The 16,931-nt window shown below is 56.2% G+C and carries 14 protein-coding genes, 2 tRNA genes and 1 riboswitch; of the genes, 14 read left to right on the forward strand and 2 right to left on the reverse strand.

From position 1 onward, the window contains the following. Nucleotides 1-281 precede the first annotated feature (281 nt). From PLO63_07340 to PLO63_07390, 11 genes are all read left to right on the forward strand, one after another. On the forward strand, nt 282-482 hold the full coding sequence (locus PLO63_07340; protein ID HOI73948.1) for a hypothetical protein: 201 nt from the start codon (nt 282-284) through the stop codon (nt 480-482). Next, on the forward strand, nt 472-1,236 hold the full coding sequence (locus PLO63_07345) for a TatD family hydrolase (GenBank protein ID HOI73949.1): 765 nt from the start codon (nt 472-474) through the stop codon (nt 1,234-1,236). Before PLO63_07340 ends, PLO63_07345 begins: the two co-directional genes overlap by 11 nt. Nucleotides 1,237-1,286: 50 nt before the next feature. Further along, nucleotides 1,287-1,377, forward strand: a riboswitch (TPP riboswitch). Nucleotides 1,378-1,455: 78 nt separating this feature from the next. Beyond that, on the forward strand, nt 1,456-2,127 hold the full coding sequence (locus PLO63_07350) for a thiamine diphosphokinase (protein HOI73950.1): 672 nt from the start codon (nt 1,456-1,458) through the stop codon (nt 2,125-2,127). A gap of 4 nt (nt 2,128-2,131) precedes the next feature. Beyond that, nucleotides 2,132-2,959, forward strand: a complete 828-nt coding sequence (gene thiD, locus PLO63_07355; protein ID HOI73951.1) for a bifunctional hydroxymethylpyrimidine kinase/phosphomethylpyrimidine kinase — start codon at nt 2,132-2,134, stop codon at nt 2,957-2,959. Continuing rightward, nucleotides 2,956-4,251 (forward strand): phosphomethylpyrimidine synthase ThiC, encoded by a 1,296-nt coding sequence (thiC, locus tag PLO63_07360; protein ID HOI73952.1) that lies wholly within the window; start codon nt 2,956-2,958, stop codon nt 4,249-4,251. The genes thiD and thiC overlap by 4 nt, the downstream gene beginning before the upstream one ends. After that, complete coding sequence (locus PLO63_07365; protein HOI73953.1) at nt 4,248-4,463, forward strand: hypothetical protein; 216 nt, start codon at nt 4,248-4,250, stop codon at nt 4,461-4,463. Before thiC ends, PLO63_07365 begins: the two co-directional genes overlap by 4 nt. Then, the gene (locus tag PLO63_07370; GenBank protein ID HOI73954.1) at nt 4,456-5,829 is read left to right on the forward strand and encodes an HD domain-containing protein; all 1,374 of its coding nucleotides are present in this window, start codon (nt 4,456-4,458) and stop codon (nt 5,827-5,829) included. The genes PLO63_07365 and PLO63_07370 overlap by 8 nt, the downstream gene beginning before the upstream one ends. A 182-nt stretch (nt 5,830-6,011) precedes the next feature. Then, nucleotides 6,012-6,086 (forward strand) — tRNA-Gly (locus PLO63_07375). A 9-nt stretch (nt 6,087-6,095) separates the two neighbouring features. Then, nucleotides 6,096-6,170, forward strand: a tRNA-Cys gene (locus PLO63_07380). Between the two features lie 348 nt (nt 6,171-6,518). Next, entirely contained in the window at nt 6,519-7,325 is an 807-nt protein-coding gene (locus PLO63_07385; GenBank protein HOI73955.1) for an IclR family transcriptional regulator, read from the forward strand. Between the two features lie 233 nt (nt 7,326-7,558). Beyond that, nucleotides 7,559-8,464, forward strand: a complete 906-nt coding sequence (locus PLO63_07390) for a hypothetical protein (GenBank protein ID HOI73956.1) — start codon at nt 7,559-7,561, stop codon at nt 8,462-8,464. Between the two features lie 367 nt (nt 8,465-8,831). Here the strand turns inward: PLO63_07390 and PLO63_07395 are convergent, their stop codons facing one another. Both PLO63_07395 and PLO63_07400 read right to left on the reverse strand, forming a co-directional pair. Further along, on the reverse strand, nt 8,832-9,209 hold the full coding sequence (locus PLO63_07395; GenBank protein ID HOI73957.1) for a cytochrome c3 family protein: 378 nt from the start codon (nt 9,207-9,209) through the stop codon (nt 8,832-8,834). Nucleotides 9,210-9,290: 81 nt separating this feature from the next. Beyond that, nucleotides 9,291-10,916, reverse strand: coding sequence for an FAD-dependent oxidoreductase (locus tag PLO63_07400; GenBank protein ID HOI73958.1), 1,626 nt, complete (start codon nt 10,914-10,916; stop codon nt 9,291-9,293). A gap of 599 nt (nt 10,917-11,515) precedes the next feature. Here PLO63_07400 and PLO63_07405 point away from each other — a divergent pair. The 3 genes from PLO63_07405 to PLO63_07415 all read left to right on the forward strand — a co-directional run bounded on the left by PLO63_07405 (nt 11,516) and on the right by PLO63_07415 (nt 16,821). Continuing rightward, a complete protein-coding gene (locus PLO63_07405; GenBank protein HOI73959.1) occupies nt 11,516-12,805 on the forward strand; it encodes an acetyl-CoA hydrolase/transferase C-terminal domain-containing protein in 1,290 nt (429 codons plus the stop codon). Between the two features lie 515 nt (nt 12,806-13,320). Beyond that, on the forward strand, nt 13,321-15,567 hold the full coding sequence (locus PLO63_07410) for an ATP-dependent RecD-like DNA helicase (GenBank protein ID HOI73960.1): 2,247 nt from the start codon (nt 13,321-13,323) through the stop codon (nt 15,565-15,567). A gap of 330 nt (nt 15,568-15,897) precedes the next feature. Further along, on the forward strand, nt 15,898-16,821 hold the full coding sequence (locus PLO63_07415) for a 3-keto-5-aminohexanoate cleavage protein (GenBank protein ID HOI73961.1): 924 nt from the start codon (nt 15,898-15,900) through the stop codon (nt 16,819-16,821). The last annotated feature ends 110 nt before the right edge of the window (nt 16,822-16,931 follow it).

Here is a 16,931-nt window from a genome sequence, read left to right on the forward strand (position 1 = left end):
CCGGGAAGGAGTCAAGTCGATCGGAAGATTCATTGACAGAGTGGATGATCGTGGAAGGATGAGAGGCGGGATATTGATAAATATTCGATATGTTTATGATTGCAGACATATTCGTTGACACGGGAGCCCGATCTGCTTTAGGAGCAGCCCCGAAAGGCCGTTGCCGCCCGCTGCGGGCTGCGGGAGCAGAGGATCCGGGGAATGCCGGTGGAACCGGAAGACAGGGGCAGCGTGCCGTCCAGCCGAAAAAAGGAACAATACATTGCAGGAGGTGGGTCTGCATGATCAAAAAGTCGATTTTAAAAGGGGAAATGGACAGGAGAATCATCGAGCAGAAGCTGCGCAACGGCGATGTTACCGAGGAGGAGCTTGCGAAGGCCCTGGCGCAGCTTCCGGACGCGGCGGAGAAGGCCGATTATGTGAAGATTCGCCGGGACGAAAAGAGAAAGCCCGGCGGCGGTACGATTTCGCATGCTGATTGATTCGCACGCCCATCTCGAGATGCGGGATTTCGATCCCGACCGCGAGGAAGTCCTACGCCGCGCCGTGGAGAGCGGCGTCACCGCCATGGTCACGGTGGGTACGAATTTGCGGGACTGCCGGAAGGCCGCAGCCATCGCCGCGAAGTTTCCGGAGGTCTATGCCGCCATCGGAATCCACCCTCACGACGTGAAAGGCATTCACGACGAGATGTACCGCGAGCTGCGGAGGCTGGCCGCGGAGCCGAAGGTGGTCGCCTACGGGGAGATCGGCCTCGATTTCTTCCGGAACCGCTCCCCCCGGGAGGTCCAGATCCGCCGCTTCGCCGAGCAGCTCGATCTGGCGGCGGACCTGGATCTGCCGGTGATCATCCATGACCGGGACGCCCACCCGGAAACGATGAAGGCCCTCCTTTCCTGGAAGGGGCGGAAGCCCGTCATCATCCACTGCTTTTCCGGCGACGCGGCCATGGCCGAGGAGTGCGTCCGCCGGGGATATTACATCTCCATCGCCGGTCCGGTAACCTACCCGAAGAACGACAAGCTGGCCGAGGTGGTCCGGCGAACCCCCCTGAAGCGGCTCCTCGTCGAGACGGACTGCCCCTACCTGACGCCGCAGGCGTATCGGGGCAAGCGCAACGAGCCTGCCCATGTCCTTTTCACGGCCCGCAGGGTGGCCGAGATCCGGGGGCTTTCCCTGGAGGAGGTGGCGGAAGCGACCTCGGGGAACGCGAGAAACGTTTTCAACATTCCGTAACTGCTTCGAAACCCGGTTGCTTTTTCCGGGAAAGGGGGATAAGGGGCAAAGAAGACATACGGGGGTGCCGCGGAGGCTGAGAGAATACCCTTTGAACCTGACCTGGATCATGCCAGCGTAGGGAGCGGAGATAGGACGAACGGAAGGGGCCATATCCCGCGGAACAGGGGATGGCCCCTGTTGTTTTTCTGCGGGGGACGGCTTTTCAGGGCGGTGAGCATGAGGCGGATCGTTTTCATCCTGGCGGGGGGACCGCTGCAGGATCCGGAGTTCCTGCGGGAGCGGGTCGATTCGATCCGTCCCGTGGCGATCCTCTGCGCCGACGGCGGGGCGAGCCATGCCCGGAAGCTGGGCCTGGTTCCCAAGGCCATCATCGGCGACATGGACTCCCTGGACGACGAAACGGCACGCTTCTTCTCCACACGGGGGTGCCGGCTCCTCCGGCATCCACCGGAGAAGGACGAGACGGACACGGAGTTGGCGCTGACGGAGGCCCTGGGGATGAATCCCGACGCTGTCTGGATCTTCGGCGCCCTGGGACGGAGGCTGGACCACACCCTGGCCAACCTGTCGCTTCTGGCCTGCGATGCCGCCCGGGGAGTGGACGTCCGCCTGTTGGATCCGTCCTGTGAGGCCTTTCTTGTCCGGGACATGAGAATTCTGGAGGGGGAGCCGGGCCAAACGGTGTCCGTCTTTCCCCTGGGAGAGGCCGCGGAGGGGATCGACCTGGAAGGATTCGAATATCCCCTGGCCGGGGCGGAGATGAGGGCCGGAAAGCCATACGGAGTCAGCAACCGGCTGATCGCTTCCCGGGGATCGATCCGGGTCCGCCGGGGTGCACTGCTGGTCATCCGTTATTTCAGGGCGGGGGAATTCCCCGCGGGAGATTGAGAACATGGGCATCAAGCGCGTATTGACGATCGCCGGCTCCGACTCCGGGGGCGGCGCGGGGATACAGGCGGACCTGAAGACGATCACGGTCCTGGGAGGCTTCGGGATGAGCGTCGTCACCGCCCTGACGGCCCAGAACACACGGGGCGTCTGGGGAATCCACAAGGTGCCGGCGTCCTTCGTGGCCGCCCAGTTCGACGCCGTGGCGGGCGACATCGGGGTGGATGCCGCCAAGACGGGGATGATCGCGTCGCGGTCGATCATCCGCATCGTGGCGGCGAAGATCAAGGAATACGGCATCGTGAACCTGGTCGTGGACCCGGTCATGGTCGCCAAGGGCGGGGCCTCCCTGATGGAGAAGGCCGCCCGGAACGCCCTGGTGGACGAACTGATCCCCCTGGCCCGGGTGATCACGCCCAACATTCCCGAGGCGGAGGTCCTGACGGGCATGGAAATAAGGGGAACGGACGACATGAAACGGGCCGCCGAGGCCATCGCGCGCATGGGCGCCCGGAGCGTGGTCGTCAAGGGCGGCCACCTGGAGGGCGATGCCGTGGACCTGCTTTACGAGAACGGCAGATGCCGCCTGTTCCGAAGCCCGCGGCTCCGGACGACCGACACACACGGCACCGGCTGCACGTTTTCCGCCGCACTGGCCGTCGGGCTGGCGAAGGGGCAATCCGTGGGAAAGGCCGTGTCCGGGGCCAAGCACTATGTAACATCGGCGATTCGCCATTCCCTCCGCATCGGAGGCGGCAACGGCCCCACGAACCACCTGGCGCCGCTGATGGAGGAGTTGGACGCAAAGAAGAAACGGGGAGCACGATCATGACACAGCTGGAAGCCGCCCGAAGCGGAAAAATTACGGAAGAGATGAAGATCTGCGCGGAAGTGGAGGGGATCGATCCCGAAGCGCTGCGACGGGGCGTGGAAGAGGGGACGATCGTGGTGGTGCGAAACGCCCTCCACAAGGGAATCAAGCCCCTGGCCATCGGCAGGGGACTGCGGACGAAGATCAACGCCAACATCGGCACGTCGAAAGACCGGGCCGACGTTGCGGAGGAGCTGGAAAAGGTCCGGATCTGCGTGGAGGCCGGGGCGGACACGATCATGGACCTCTCCACCGGCGGAGACATCCGGGCCATTCGGAAGGCCATTCTGGAGGCGTCTCCTCTGGCCATCGGCACCGTTCCCGTCTACCAGGCCGCCGCCCGGATGCTGGACCAGGGGAAGTCCTTCGTGGACATGACGGGGGAGGACCTCTTTGCCGCCATCGAGGAGAACGGCCGGGACGGGGTCGATTTCATCACCGTCCACTGCGGCGTCACACGAAAGAGCGTCGCGTCCGTGGAAGCGCAGGGCCGGGTTCTCGGTATCGTAAGCCGGGGAGGGTCGCTGACGGCCCACTGGATGGAGATGAACGGCCGGGAAAATCCTCTCTTCGAGCACTATGACCGGCTCATTGAGATTGCGAGAAGCTGTGACATGGTGTTCAGCCTCGGCGACGGCCTTCGGCCGGGCTGCCTCGCCGACGCGACGGATCGGGGACAGATCCAGGAGCTGGTCCTCCTGGGAGAACTGGCGAAGCGGGCCCGCGAGAAGGGCGTACAGGTCATGATCGAGGGGCCGGGCCACGTCCCGATTCAGGACATCGTGGCGAACATCCAGCTCCAGAAGCGGCTCTGCAACGGTGCGCCCTTCTATGTGCTGGGTCCGTTGCCGACGGACATTGCGCCGGGCTACGACCACCTGACGTCGGCCATCGGCGGGGCCATCGCCGGCGCCGCGGGGGCGGACTTCCTCTGCTACGTCACGCCCTCCGAGCACCTGCGGCTCCCGACTCTCGAGGACGTCCGGGAGGGAATCATGGCCTCCCGCATCGCCGCCCACATCGCGGACCTCGCCAAGGGGTTCCCCGGCTCCTGGGAGCGGGACCGGGCCATGGCGCAATACCGCAGGGAATTGAACTGGGAAGGACAGATCGCCGTGTCCATCGACCCTGCAAAGAGCAGGGCCATGCTGGAAACGAGCCGGAGCGCCGACGAGGAAGGCTGCACCATGTGCGGCGAGTTCTGCGCCGTCCGGATGGGCAGGGCGGGGAAAATCCGAGGGGGGAAAACATGAAAGAAGGGGCTCTCTGGCTCATCATCGCCGGCATGATCTTTACCGTGTCGATTCTCATCTTTGCATCGGCCGAGTCTTTCATGGACGTGCTCCTGGGGGTTGTGCCGCTGGTTCTTGTGGTCGTCTTTGGAGTGTCATACTGGATCGGCCGCAGGCGCCGCCTGCAGGGAGGGAATCCCCTGTCGGAAGACCTGCCGGACACGGATGAGTGAAGAGCCCCGGGAGGAAAAGACAAGGTTGAGGACGGTCGCGCTGTCCATCGTCAGGCGGCTGGCGGCGGCGGGTCATGAGGCCTTTTTCGTGGGCGGCTGCGTCCGCGACGTCCTCCTCGGTACGGAGCCGGAAGACATTGACATCGTCACGTCCGCCACGCCGGAAGAGGTGCAGGCCCTTTTCCCGCGGACAGTCCCCCTGGGGGCCCGGTTCGGCGTTGTCATGGTGGTGGAGGAAGGCCTGCCGTTCGAAGTGGCCACCTACCGCACCGAGGGAGGGTACCGGGACGGCAGGAGACCCTCCCGTGTCCGGTTCGCCGGTGCGCAGGAGGACGTGCTGCGGCGCGACTTCACCGTGAACGGCCTTCTTTTGGACCCGGAAACGGGCCATGTCACGGATTATGTCGGAGGCCTGGAGGACCTGCACAACCGGGTCATCCGCACGATTGGAGACCCCGAGGCCCGCTTCGCAGAGGATCACCTCCGGATGCTCCGGGCGATCCGATTTGCCGCCGTTCTCGATTTTTCCATTGATCCCCCGACCTTTGCCGCCGTCCGGGCGGGAGCCGACGCGATCCGTCGGATCAGCAGCGAGCGGGTCCGGGAGGAGTTGACGAAAATCCTGGTCAGCCGTGGTGCCCGCCGGGGGATGGAGCTGCTGGCGGACTCCGGGCTCCTGGCGCGGATCCTGCCGGAGGTGAGCGCCCTTGCCGGTGTGTCCCAGCCGCCCCTCTTTCACCCGGAGGGGGATGTCTGGGTCCATGTGCTCAATATGCTGGAACGGCTTCCCATAGGTGAAAACGGCAGGGCCGACGAGCGGCTGGCATGGGCCGTGGTTCTGCACGATGTCGGGAAGGCGGTCACGCGGACGGAGGACGGGCGGGGAATTCACTTCTACGGGCACGTCCGGGAGGGGATGAGGCTGGCCGAGGACATCCTGCGGCGGCTCCGGTTTTCAAACCAGGACATCGGAACGATCCTGGACCTGATCCGGCACCACATGCATTTCATGTCCGTGGGCGAGATGAGGCCCGGTACGCTCAAGCGCTTTCTTAGGCTCCCGGATTTTCCGCTTCACCTCGAGCTGCACCGGCTCGATTGCCTTGGGAGCCACGGCATGCTCGACACGTTTGACTTCTGTCGGGAGAAGCTGGTCGAACTGAGCAGGGAGGACCTCCACCCGGCGCGGCTGATCGACGGCGAGGACCTGATTCGAATGGGATTTACGCCGGGCCCCCTGTTCCGCGAAATCCTGACTGCGGTCGAGGACGCCCAGTTGGGCGGAGAGATTGGCGATGCCGGCCAGGCCCGCAGATGGATCCTGGAGCGGTACGGGGAGCGGCGGAATGAAGACCGCCGGACGTAGGCGGTTTCAGGCTCAGCGAGGGTCCGATGGGCCACTTTTCGCCGGATGCCGGCCGGTCGTATTCGGTGCTGTTGTCGAAGGGCTCTGTTGCTTGCCCATGGCCCGTTCGAGCGGTTTTTCGGGATGATTTTTTATTGACAAAGACTTTTTATCTGTTATAGTCCGGCACCACCAAAACAAGAGCGGGCGTAACTCAGTGGTAGAGTGCTACCTTGCCAAGGTAGACGTCGACGGTTCAAATCCGTTCGCCCGCTCCAGTCATTTCTGGCGGCATAGCCAAGTGGCAAGGCAGCGGTCTGCAAAACCGTTATTCACCGGTTCGAATCCGGTTGCCGCCTCCATAATAAGATCGAGGGGTTACGCATGATTTCGTAACCCTCTTTTTTCGTCTGGTTGCGTGTTGGTTGCGTGTTCGACGCAACCAGTCAAATCCTCCCCCTGAGAATCCAGTTCGTCGATATTTCTCCTGCTCTCACTCGGCATCCACTTGTAGTAAGTCCGGTAGGTTTTGAATTGGACAAACCTTATGTGGGTAGTCGAAGGAAACTTCCATATTGTCTGTCGAGACATACGTTCCGTATATCAGAACTCAAAATCCAGCATACGGAACAATTTCTTGACTTTGATTTTCCACAAGGTAACAATTCATTCAAAAATATGGAACGATCCCTCCTGGCGGCTCTATCGGCATGAAAAAAGCATCCGTAAAATTGAAGACTCCGTCGAATTCCGAGAATAAATACCGAGTCACCTCTCTTGATAAAGCACTTTTAATTCTTGAGCTTCTGATCGATCAGGGGCGTGATCTCTCCATAACGGAAATCTGCCAAAAACTCGGCATGGTGAAAGGGACGGTCCATCGAGTCCTCAGCACCCTGGTAGCGCGAAAATTCGTCCAGCAGAACGGCATGACCAAAATGTATGGCCTCGGCGTCCGGACGCTGGAAATTGGAATTGACTCTAAAAGGGAACGATTTCTTCGCATCGCAATGGCTCCCTTCCTGATGGAGCTCTATGAAGCTTGCGAGGAAACAGTGAATGCGGCCGTTTGGGAATATAACGCGATCCGCTACATCTACCGGCTGGAATGTGAAGCGCTGCTGCGGATATCGATAACAGCTGGTGCAAGGTTTCCGGGCTACTGCTGTGCAACGGGCAAGATATTGTTGTCATACTTCAGCAATGAAGACATTCGGCAAATCTACAGCCGGAGTACATCTTTTAAAAAACTCACAAAAAATACAATCATATCCGTTGATGAATTGATTCAGGAAATTGAAAAAGTCCGGGTCAGGAAAATTGCCGTCGATGATGAAGAAGCCTTGGTGGGGGTTTACTGCGTTGCCGCACCTGTATTGAACTCCAAGGGAGAATGTGTGGCGGCCATCAGTATTTCGGCTCCAAAAAACCGGGTAACCACCAAACGGAGCGAAATGCTTGCGAAGCTGGTATCGAAAACAGCCCAGAAAATTTCACATTCATTGAGCGATCTGTAAACAAAATGAATATGATGCAGGTTCCGGGAAATATGCTCATGCTCAGTATTGGTTTCATGGAAAAAAGCAGTCAGGGCGATGGTATCGCTTCCAGGATTGTAACCAATGTCTGGCCAGGATATCATGTGAAGAGGCACAACGGATCGTGCATCATAGAGATCTGTTTATCGGCTTTTAGGAAGTCCGGAGCATAATCTAAAACAACATGAATCGAACAGCGAAGGGAGGAACACATGATGAAAAAGGTATTGAGAGTCGTCATCTTTCTGTTTGCGATTGTCGTTGGCGGACAATTGCTGTTTACAGGGATCTCGTCCGCGGCGGAATCGGGAAGCGCAGGACCGGATAAACTCGTCCAGAGCGGAGCAATTCTGACTGTCGCTGAGTCCAAGAGGCTGATCGGTAAGGCTGTAGCTCAGATGCCGGTCGTCAAGAACGCCCTTGCAAAAGGCATGATCATCATCATCAAGGGGACAACCAATGCCTACGTGGCAGAGGAGATCAGCGGGAAAAAGGCCGATCATGCAGCGTTTGTGACGGGAAGAATCGAGCCCGAGAAAGGAGCCAAATACCTGCCCAAGGCAAAACCTGTCAACCACCTGATTCTGGAAAAAGGCAAGGTTCTTGATATCCCGCTTGGTGAGGCAGCGAAGAAGCTGAAAGCAGGTGACGTCGTCATCAAAGGGGCGAATGCCTTAGACTACAAGAACAAGGTAGCGGCAGTCAATATCCTCGATCCCTCCGGAGGAACAACAGGGATCACCATGCCCTTCATCGTGGCACGCAAGGCCCACCTCGTCATTCCGATCGGACTCGAGAAACTGGTTGCCGGGGATGTTGTGGACATGACGTTGAAGATGCGTGAGCCAATGGAATCGTTATCCCCCTCATCCGGCCGTCCATCGTCGGTGTTCCCCGGTTATGTCATTCCCTCGATGTGGCTCCTCACTGGAGAAATTGTGACAGAACTGGAGGCTATCAACATGCTGACAGGGGCAACCGTTTTCCAGGCCAGCGCTGGCGGTGTCAGTGGTGCGGAAGGCAGTGTATGGCTTGTTTTCCGGGGAACCCGGGATCAAGTCAAAAAGGCTTTGGATCTGGTGAAATCCATCCAGGGTGAACCGGCATACTCTGAATAGGACATGACCGCCGAACGGACCAGTCCTCCGGAAATGAACATCATTCCGGGGGGCTGGTCATCACAGAGAGATTTATACAGATTAACGAAACAAATCAGAAAAACCGGCCGCCATGGCGGGAAGGGAGACGTCGGCATCCGTTAAGTCGTCTCGCTGGTCCGGGAGCGAGACCGCGAGCACGAGTGTCAAACTTGTCAGGAAGGGATTTGTCGTGAGCGATGAAGCAAAGAGAAGGGCTTTCCGGGGACTCTTTGTTGTCAACTTGTCAATCGGCATTGAAAATTGACCCACCATCGGCATGCAATTTTGACCTACCCCTTACCTGCCCCCCGAAAACGGATCCAGTTTTGTGTCAGGACATGTCAACTCACGGCGTTTCAAAGTTGAATTGGTGACATGATAAGCATTGGTTTTCCGATCCTTTGTGGGCATGATGGCAGTTATCGCAGGATAGATTTCCCATGTGGGAAGCGTGAGGATTCGGTTCCGTCTTGAGCGTCTTTTCTGCAATCCTGGCATAGGATCCATGGCAGCCCAGACAGACGGGGGTCGAAACGGCGGCCTTTGGAGGGTCTTCCTTGTGACAGGCGGAGCACGCTATCCCTTTTGCCTGGTGTCTGTCCGCCAAAAACTTCTTCCCATCTTCTCCGCTGACATCCGGTCTCAGCACTACGGTGAGGAACAGAAAGAGGAGCGTGCCCAATACAATGAGGCTCCTCTTCGATAACGAATAATGCCTGATCATGATCTTCCTCCCATTGATCATGAAACCGGGAGCACTGCACCATGTGCAGTCGGCTCCCGGTTAATCATCATCGGCGGTTTTCTACTTCCACGGTTTTTCCGCGGAAGCGTTCTTCCCGGCGATCCTTCCGTAGACGACACATTCGCCGATGTTTCCCGCTCCCTGGTAAATGATGCCCCACATTGAGCCAAATTCACCGGCGCCATAAAGCCGTGGGATCGGTTTTTCAAAGGCATCGAGCACTTGGGCCTTTGTGTTGCGCCTTGGTCCTCCCTGGGTGTTCAGGAGGGATGGGTACAGAGCGACCGCATAGAATGGCGGCTGATCGATTGGCGCTGACCAAAGCGCCGTGGCGAGTTCCTTGTAGGCCGGGCTGGATGGATCACCGGAGCGCATCGGCCGGTGGAAGAGCGTATCATTGCCCTTTGCCACATCCTCGTTCCATTGGGCCACCGTCTTCTCCAGAGTAGCCTGATCCATGGATTTGATCTTACTGGCCAGTTCAACAACGGTGTTCCCCTTGAGAATCCAGCCTTTCTCAACTTCTGCGCTGTTGTCACGGCTCCACTTGTGTTGACGGCCCGCATAGCCCATTCCCGCCAGGGCCGTAATCGGACCAGCCTTTCGTGCGGTTTCGTCGAAGATGGCGTAGCAGGGGATCCGGGGATATTCCAGGGCATGGGTATCGAAGTAATCGACGGCCAATAGTCCCGCATGCATTTCCACCGCCTTTTCGTTGACGAAGCGTTTCCCATGCTTGTCAACCAGGATGTGCCGTGCCGTCGTGGGAGCCCACGTAAAGGCGGCATCGATTTCGGGTGTCTTGATGCCCAGTGGACAGGAGACGCCATTCATGTGCCAGAGTCCGGCGCCGACCTTCTGGGCCATGCGGATGCCGTCGCCTGTGTTGCCAGGGCTGCCGAGAGCGTAAATGGGATAACCCTTCACGAAGTTCTTCAGATCCCGCTCGTTGAACTCATAGCCGCCGGTGGTCAGGATGACGGCTCGCCTTGCCCGGATCGAAAACGGCTTGCCCTTTGTTTTTGCAATCACGCCGATGACTTCCCCGGAGGCGTTCGTTACCAGTTCCTGAGCCGGTGTCTCCATCATGACGGGGATCTTCCTCTTTTCCTCTACGGCATAGGTCAGAAGTTTCCAGAGATTCAGGGAACTTCCCTGAAGGCCTTTGCCCTCTCCCTTGACGTGATACTTGTTCATGGACTTTGCGCCGGGAACCTTGGGGAATCCGGCTCCACCGTAGACCATGACATCTGTTCCTTCCTTGAGCGACTTCAGCCATTCCACGTTCTTGATGGATTCATTTGCGTATATCCTCACCAGATCCTTATCCAGGTCGGAGTGGGAAAATTCATAGAGACCGGTGATGTATGTGTAGGCATCCTCGGCATTTGTCGGGCACAGGACGCCACCCCCTGACACCCCCGTGTTTCCGCCGCTGAAATTCATTTTTTCAAGAATCAACACTTTTGCTCCCGCATCATGGGCTTCAATGGCTGCACAGGCGCCTGCGCCTCCGTAGCCGATGATGACGACATCCGCTTCCTTGTTCCATTTCTTCGGGATCTTTGCTTTGGCCTGAACTTCCGCAGTCCCAAGTCCCATGGCTGCAACCGTCGCTGCTCCGGCGATGCCCCCCTTGATGAAATCCCGTCTGTTGAAGCCGTCCCTGGAGTCTTTTCCACTCATGTCAGAACCTCCTAAACGCTGCTTGAACTGTGAGAATATGTTTCCGGATACCGAGGCATCCGCCCTCTTCAAGGTTCGTGCAGGTTTTGTCTTTATGGCATTCATCGGATTCTGCGGGGAACTGTTGAGACAGCGGGGAAATGGATCCGATTCCAAAAGGATTGTCTAATTGAGATGTTACTGTAAAGAGGAGTGTTAATAGTGTCAATGGTAAAATTATGCCTTATGGGTATAGGACAAAATGGAAGAAGGTTATAAGTGTCAATCCCGAAAAACGGTGTCATAATTCTTATCTGTCGTTTAAAGCAATGTAGTTTCAGACTTATAAAGGAAAACGTAGATGAGTATCATGAATGAAGGAATACATGCTATTTCTCCATTGACATTTCTTTTCTTATAGTTCAATATAATATCTAAAGAATCGATAGCATTTTCCATTATGTTCTATAAGAAGAATACTTTTAAACCCCGTGAATCCAATGATTGCGGGGTTTTTTTATTAATTCATATGGCAAATGTAAACCATGACAGGACATTTGTGGTTAAATGATAATGAAAACTCTGGGAAAATACCCAGAGAATGAAAGGAGATTGTCATTATGAGTTGGCAGGAAACGTATAACCGGAAACTATTGTCGGTAGAAGAAGCAGCAGCAAAAATTGAATCAGGAGACAGGGTATTTTTAGGTGTAATGTCCTCAGCGCCTATTCAATTGATTGAAACCCTCGCGGATCGGGTGAACGAACTGAACGATGTTCATATCGTTTCTGGACTGATCTTGCATCCTTTCAAAATATTGCAGTCACCTGAATTCATTGGACGCATCAACTTTTATACATTTTTTGCCGGGCCTTTCGAAAGGGCCTTTTTTAAAGTAGGAAATGTAAGCATCAACTCCGTCCATTTTTCCAAGGGCTACATCGCTGTAAACGATGTCTACAAGACAAATACACTCATGACGGATGTATCTGTCCCGGATAAGGATGGATATATGCATTATGGACCCATGGGCGTCTGTATCAATGGTTCAGCAGCGAAGACAGCCAAAAAGATTATTGTCCAGGTAAACAAACATCAACCGCATGTTAGAGGGGTTGAACATAAAATTCATGTAAGTGAAGTCGATTATATCTGCGAATATGACCATCCACTTCCACAGCTGGTCCAGGAAAAACCGACGGAGATAGACAACAAGATTGCTGATTTTGTGATTCCGCACATTCCAGATGGGGCGACCATTCAACTCGGTTTGGGCTCACTGTCCAATGCCATTGGTTACCGACTTGCCGAGAAGAAAAACCTTTCTGCTCATACGGAGATGTTTACGGATTCAATGGTAACCTTGGCGAAGCAGGGTGTTATGAATGGTAAGCTGGTTGCTGGCTTTGCTGTGGGAAGTCAGGAACTATACGACTTTATCGGGACAGGGAAAGTGGAACTCAAGCCCATCAGGATTACAAATGACCCGCGGGAAATCGCCAAGTGCGATCATATGATGTCGATTAATGTGACGTTAATGATGGATCTGACGGGTCAAGCCTGTTCTGAATCAATCGGTTTCCAGCAATATAGCGGGACAGGGGGGCAGGCTGATTTTGTGAGAGGAGCCGCATTTTCAAAAGGCGGGAAAAGTTTCCTTTGTCTACCTTCGACCTACAGGACAAAGGATGGCCAAACTAAGTCTACGATAACAGCAGCGTTTCCTCCGGGGTCTGTTGTGACGACTCCGAGATCGGATACCATGTATGTCGTGACCGAACATGGCATCGCAGATCTCTTCTGTCAGCCCATCTGCGAAAGGGTAAACCGTTTGATCGGTATTGCTCATCCGGATTTTCGCGATTCACTACGCAAAGAGGCCATTGCGGCAGGATTAATTCGGTCATAACAACCCACTTGTGGGTTTCACGCCGCCTGATCGTTGAAAAGGATGCCCTTATGACCATTCATGAGTCGAGAAAAGAACGATGATGCTCCCCGATCATTGGACAGGGGAATAGGGTGCGTGATAGCCTGCCGAATCCGGAAGGTGGAGCGGCATGGCTTCAGGATTGATGGCAGGGAGCGTGTGCAGCCGGACAGGAGGGGAGAATCGTTGGCGGACTGGTTGAGATCTGGATGGAAGAAACAGAGGTTGATCTAAGGCATCTGGCGGTTTCCTCCGATGCCCGGGGAAAATGGATCGGCCGAAGCCTCGTTATGGAACTGTTCTGCATTGCAGTAGCGCAGGATTGTTGTCGTATCCGCACCACTGCCCGGAGCTCATCCTTTGTTTTTCTTCAGGACCTCGGTTTTCGATCTGCGGGGGGCGAAGCGCCGCCGCACCCGTCATTCCCGAAGCATGGCATCACCTTTCCTCTCATGGAAAGGGATGTTCCCGATAACCCTGAGACATAACTTCTCATGACGTCTATGGCTTCCGATCATCTAACCGACCTCCAGGGGCAAATTGAAAGAATCACCTTCACCAGCGAGGAGACGGGTTATACCGTCGCCAGGATCAGGGTCTACGGCCGTCGGGAACTGGTGACCATCATTGGAAACATCGTCAATCCCACCCCCGGCGAGATCATCAAGATGAAAGGGGAATGGGGGAGCCACCCGAAGTACGGAGAACAGTTCAAGATTGTCTTCTGCCAGACAACCACTCCCGCCAGTGTTCATGGAATCGAGAAGTACCTCGGATCCGGGCTCATCAAGGGCATTGGTCCGGTCATGGCGAAGCGGATCGTGAAGATGTTCAGGGAAAAGACCCTGGAGGTCATTGAAAACGAAATCGATAAACTTGCCGATGTGGAAGGCATCGGCAGGAAGCGCATTGGCATGATCCGGAAAGCATGGGAGGAGCAGAAGGAAATCCGTGCAGTTATGATCTTCCTTCAATCCCATGGTGTCAGTTCCGGCTATGCCGCCAGGATCTTCAAGCAATACGGAAATGACGCCATCAAGGTCGTACAGGAGAATCCCTACCGCCTGGCCACGGATATCTTCGGCATTGGTTTCCTAACGGCCGACAAGATTGCGGAAAAACTGGGCTTCGCCAGGGACTCGGACCTGAGGGCCGCCGCGGGCATTCTCTACGTTCTCCATGAGCTGACCGATGAAGGCCATGTCTTTTATCCCTGTGAGCTCTTGATCGAGAAATGCAGGGAGATGCTGGATATCGACCGGGAGATCATCACCAGGGCGATCGGGAAGGCAGCCTTCGAGAAGCAGATTGTCATCGAAGACATGTACGACAGCCTCACCGAATCCAGGGAAAACACCAAGGCGGTCTATCTGGCCGCATACCACCTTGCGGAAAGCAATCTGGCCGCCCGGCTCAAAGCCCTGGTGTCCGCTCCCCAGGCTATCCGGAAGATCGATGCCGATAAAGCCATCCTGTGGGTCCAGGAAAAGCTCTCCATCACCCTTGCCGACAGGCAGGTGGAGGCAATACGGTGTGCCGCAGAGAACAAGGTCATGGTCATCACCGGCGGTCCTGGAACCGGGAAGACGACCATCATCAACGCCATCCTGAAAATCTTCTCGGCCATCAGGACAAGGATCATGCTGGCCGCTCCTACCGGGAGAGCCGCAAAACGCATGACCGAGGCAACCGGGCATGAAGCCAGGACCATTCATCGGATGCTTGAATTCAACATGCGGAAGGGTGGTTTTCAGAAGAACGAAGAATCGCCTCTGGATTGCGACCTGCTGATTGTTGACGAGGCATCCATGATCGACACCCTGCTGATGCACCACCTTCTCAAGGCGATTCTCGTCAAAGCCACGTTTATCATGGTCGGTGACGGCAACCAGCTTCCCTCCGTCGGTGCCGGCAGCGTTCTCATGGACATCATCGATTCCGGCATTGCCCCGGTCGTCCATTTGAATGAGATCTTCCGGCAGGCCAGGGAAAGCTCCATCATTGTCAACGCCCACAAGATCAATGAAGGCAGCATGCCAAACCTGAAGGCCAGCCCGGATAAGGTGGACGATTTCTACTTCATTGAGCAGGAGGACCCTGAGAAGGCGCTCGAAACGATCCTCAAGCTTGTTACCGAGAGGATCCCGAAGCGGTTCGGTTTCGATGCAATCAATGACATCCAGGTGCTCAGCCCCATGCATCGGGGAGTCGTCGGCGCCGGCAATCTGAATCTGGAGCTTCAGAAGGCCCTGAATCCGGGGGAGGAGGGGGTCTTTCGAGGCGGACGTCTCTTCCGGGTCAACGACAAGGTCATGCAGATCGTGAACAATTACGACAAGGATGTCTACAATGGCGACATCGGAAGAATCGCCGCCATCGATGAGGAGTCAAAAGAGGTGACGGTGCTGATCGATGAGCGGAAGGTCGTCTATGATTATTCGGACCTTGATGAACTGGCCCATGCCTATGCCGTTTCCATCCACAAATCCCAGGGGTCCGAATACCCCGCCGTGGTGATCCCGATTCTCACTCAGCACTATATCCTGCTGCAGCGAAACCTGCTTTACACCGGTGTGACAAGGGGGAAGAAGCTGGTTGTGATTGTCGGAACAAAAAAAGCGATGGCCATCGCGGTGAAGAACAACAAAACGGAGAAACGCCATACCCTTTTAAGACAAAGGCTTCAAACGGAAGGCGCTTTAAAGCATTCTCCTCTACCTGATCTTTTTGATGCAATTTGATAATCATGATCGAACTTCCTGCAATGGTTTGGCATCATGAGATCTTTTCCCGTAAAACCACAACGGGAATGACAAAAGAATGTCCACATAAGAGCATCTGACCGCATAACGACCTGCCTGATGTTTCCTTTGATTCCCGATCAAGAATTAACATGCTGTTATAATAAGTGCTTTTCTTTTCTGAAATCCTTGGCACTTTTTGTGCTGTTCCCTCGTCGGTAACACAGGTGTTCCAGGTTTTTCCTGCGGGAGATCATTCCGGATCAAGATCCCGAATGGAGTGGACCCGATTGCCTGGAAAGGGAAATCAAGAGAGAAAGGAACGTTTTCATGAAAGAGAAGGCCGTTATCACCTGCGCTGTCACGGGCAGCATCCACACCCCGACCATGTCGGACTACCTCCCCATCACACCCAAACAGATCGCCGACGAGGCCGTCCGGGCCTACGAGGCAGGGGCGGCGGTGGTCCACGTCCACGCCCGGAACCCGGAGAACGGGATGCCCTCCCCGGACATCAACCTGATCAGGGAGATCATCACGAGCATCAAGAGCCGCTGCAACGCCGTCATCTGCATCACCACCGGCGGCGGCATGGGTATGACCCTGGAGCAGCGGGTCGCTCCGGTCACGCACTTCAAGCCCGAGCTGGGATCCTGCAATGCCGGGTCAATGAACTGGGGCCTCTTCCCGATGCTCCTGCGCTACAAGGAATGGAAGCATGAATGGGAGAAGATGATGCTGAACATGACGGAGGACTTCATCTTTCCCAACACCTTCAAGACACTGCGGGAATACTGCGCGTTCTTCAGCGAGAACAACACGAAGCCCGAGTTCGAGATCTACGACGCGGGCATGGTGAACAACGTGGCCTTCCTGATCCAGGCCGGCTACATCAAGCCGCCCGTCTACATCCAGTTCGTCCTGGGCATCCTTGGCGGGCTGTCCGCCAGCCCGGAGAACCTGATGTTCCTCGTGGAGCATGCGAAGCGGCACATTGGCGAGTTTGAGTTCTCCGTGTGCGTGGCCGGCCGTGCCCAGGTTCCCATCTGCACGCAGTCGCTGCTCCTGGGCGGGAACTGCCGGGTGGGTCTGGAGGACAACCTGTGGCTGGAGAAGGGCCGGATGGCGAAGAGCAACGCCGAGCAGGTGGCCAAGATGGTCCGGGTCACCAAGGAGCTCGGCATCGAGCCGGCGACCCCGGACGAGGCCCGGCAGATCTTATGTCTCAAGGGCATTGCCAACGTGAATTATTAAGCCCTCCTTGGAGGAGGCCGTGTCAGATGGAGCGGCCTCCTCCCCCCCTTCTTGCGGTCCAGGCACTGCCATCCGATCATTCCACGGAAACGGCCAACGTCGCAGACGCT

It is taken from the genome of Syntrophales bacterium (assembly GCA_035363115.1).
In the GTDB taxonomy this organism is placed as follows: Bacteria; Desulfobacterota; Syntrophia; order Syntrophales; family PHBD01; genus PHBD01.

Excerpts from the sequence above, each read along its gene's own strand:
- PLO63_07350 (HOI73950.1), top strand. The coding sequence starts at position 1,456 with ATGAGGCGGATCGTTTTCATCCTGGCGGGGGGACCGCTGCAGGATCCG.
- PLO63_07405 (HOI73959.1), top strand. The coding sequence starts at position 11,516 with ATGAGTTGGCAGGAAACGTATAACCGGAAACTATTGTCGGTAGAAGAA.
- PLO63_07395 (HOI73957.1), bottom strand. The coding sequence starts at position 9,209 with ATGATCAGGCATTATTCGTTATCGAAGAGGAGCCTCATTGTATTGGGC.
- PLO63_07370 (HOI73954.1), top strand. The coding sequence starts at position 4,456 with ATGAGTGAAGAGCCCCGGGAGGAAAAGACAAGGTTGAGGACGGTCGCG.
- thiC (HOI73952.1), top strand. The coding sequence starts at position 2,956 with ATGACACAGCTGGAAGCCGCCCGAAGCGGAAAAATTACGGAAGAGATG.
- PLO63_07415 (HOI73961.1), top strand. The coding sequence starts at position 15,898 with ATGAAAGAGAAGGCCGTTATCACCTGCGCTGTCACGGGCAGCATCCAC.
- PLO63_07410 (HOI73960.1), top strand. The coding sequence starts at position 13,321 with ATGACGTCTATGGCTTCCGATCATCTAACCGACCTCCAGGGGCAAATT.
- PLO63_07385 (HOI73955.1), top strand. The coding sequence starts at position 6,519 with ATGAAAAAAGCATCCGTAAAATTGAAGACTCCGTCGAATTCCGAGAAT.
- PLO63_07345 (HOI73949.1), top strand. The coding sequence starts at position 472 with ATGCTGATTGATTCGCACGCCCATCTCGAGATGCGGGATTTCGATCCC.
- thiD (HOI73951.1), top strand. The coding sequence starts at position 2,132 with ATGGGCATCAAGCGCGTATTGACGATCGCCGGCTCCGACTCCGGGGGC.
- PLO63_07400 (HOI73958.1), bottom strand. The coding sequence starts at position 10,916 with ATGAGTGGAAAAGACTCCAGGGACGGCTTCAACAGACGGGATTTCATC.
- PLO63_07365 (HOI73953.1), top strand. The coding sequence starts at position 4,248 with ATGAAAGAAGGGGCTCTCTGGCTCATCATCGCCGGCATGATCTTTACC.
- PLO63_07340 (HOI73948.1), top strand. The coding sequence starts at position 282 with ATGATCAAAAAGTCGATTTTAAAAGGGGAAATGGACAGGAGAATCATC.
- PLO63_07390 (HOI73956.1), top strand. The coding sequence starts at position 7,559 with ATGATGAAAAAGGTATTGAGAGTCGTCATCTTTCTGTTTGCGATTGTC.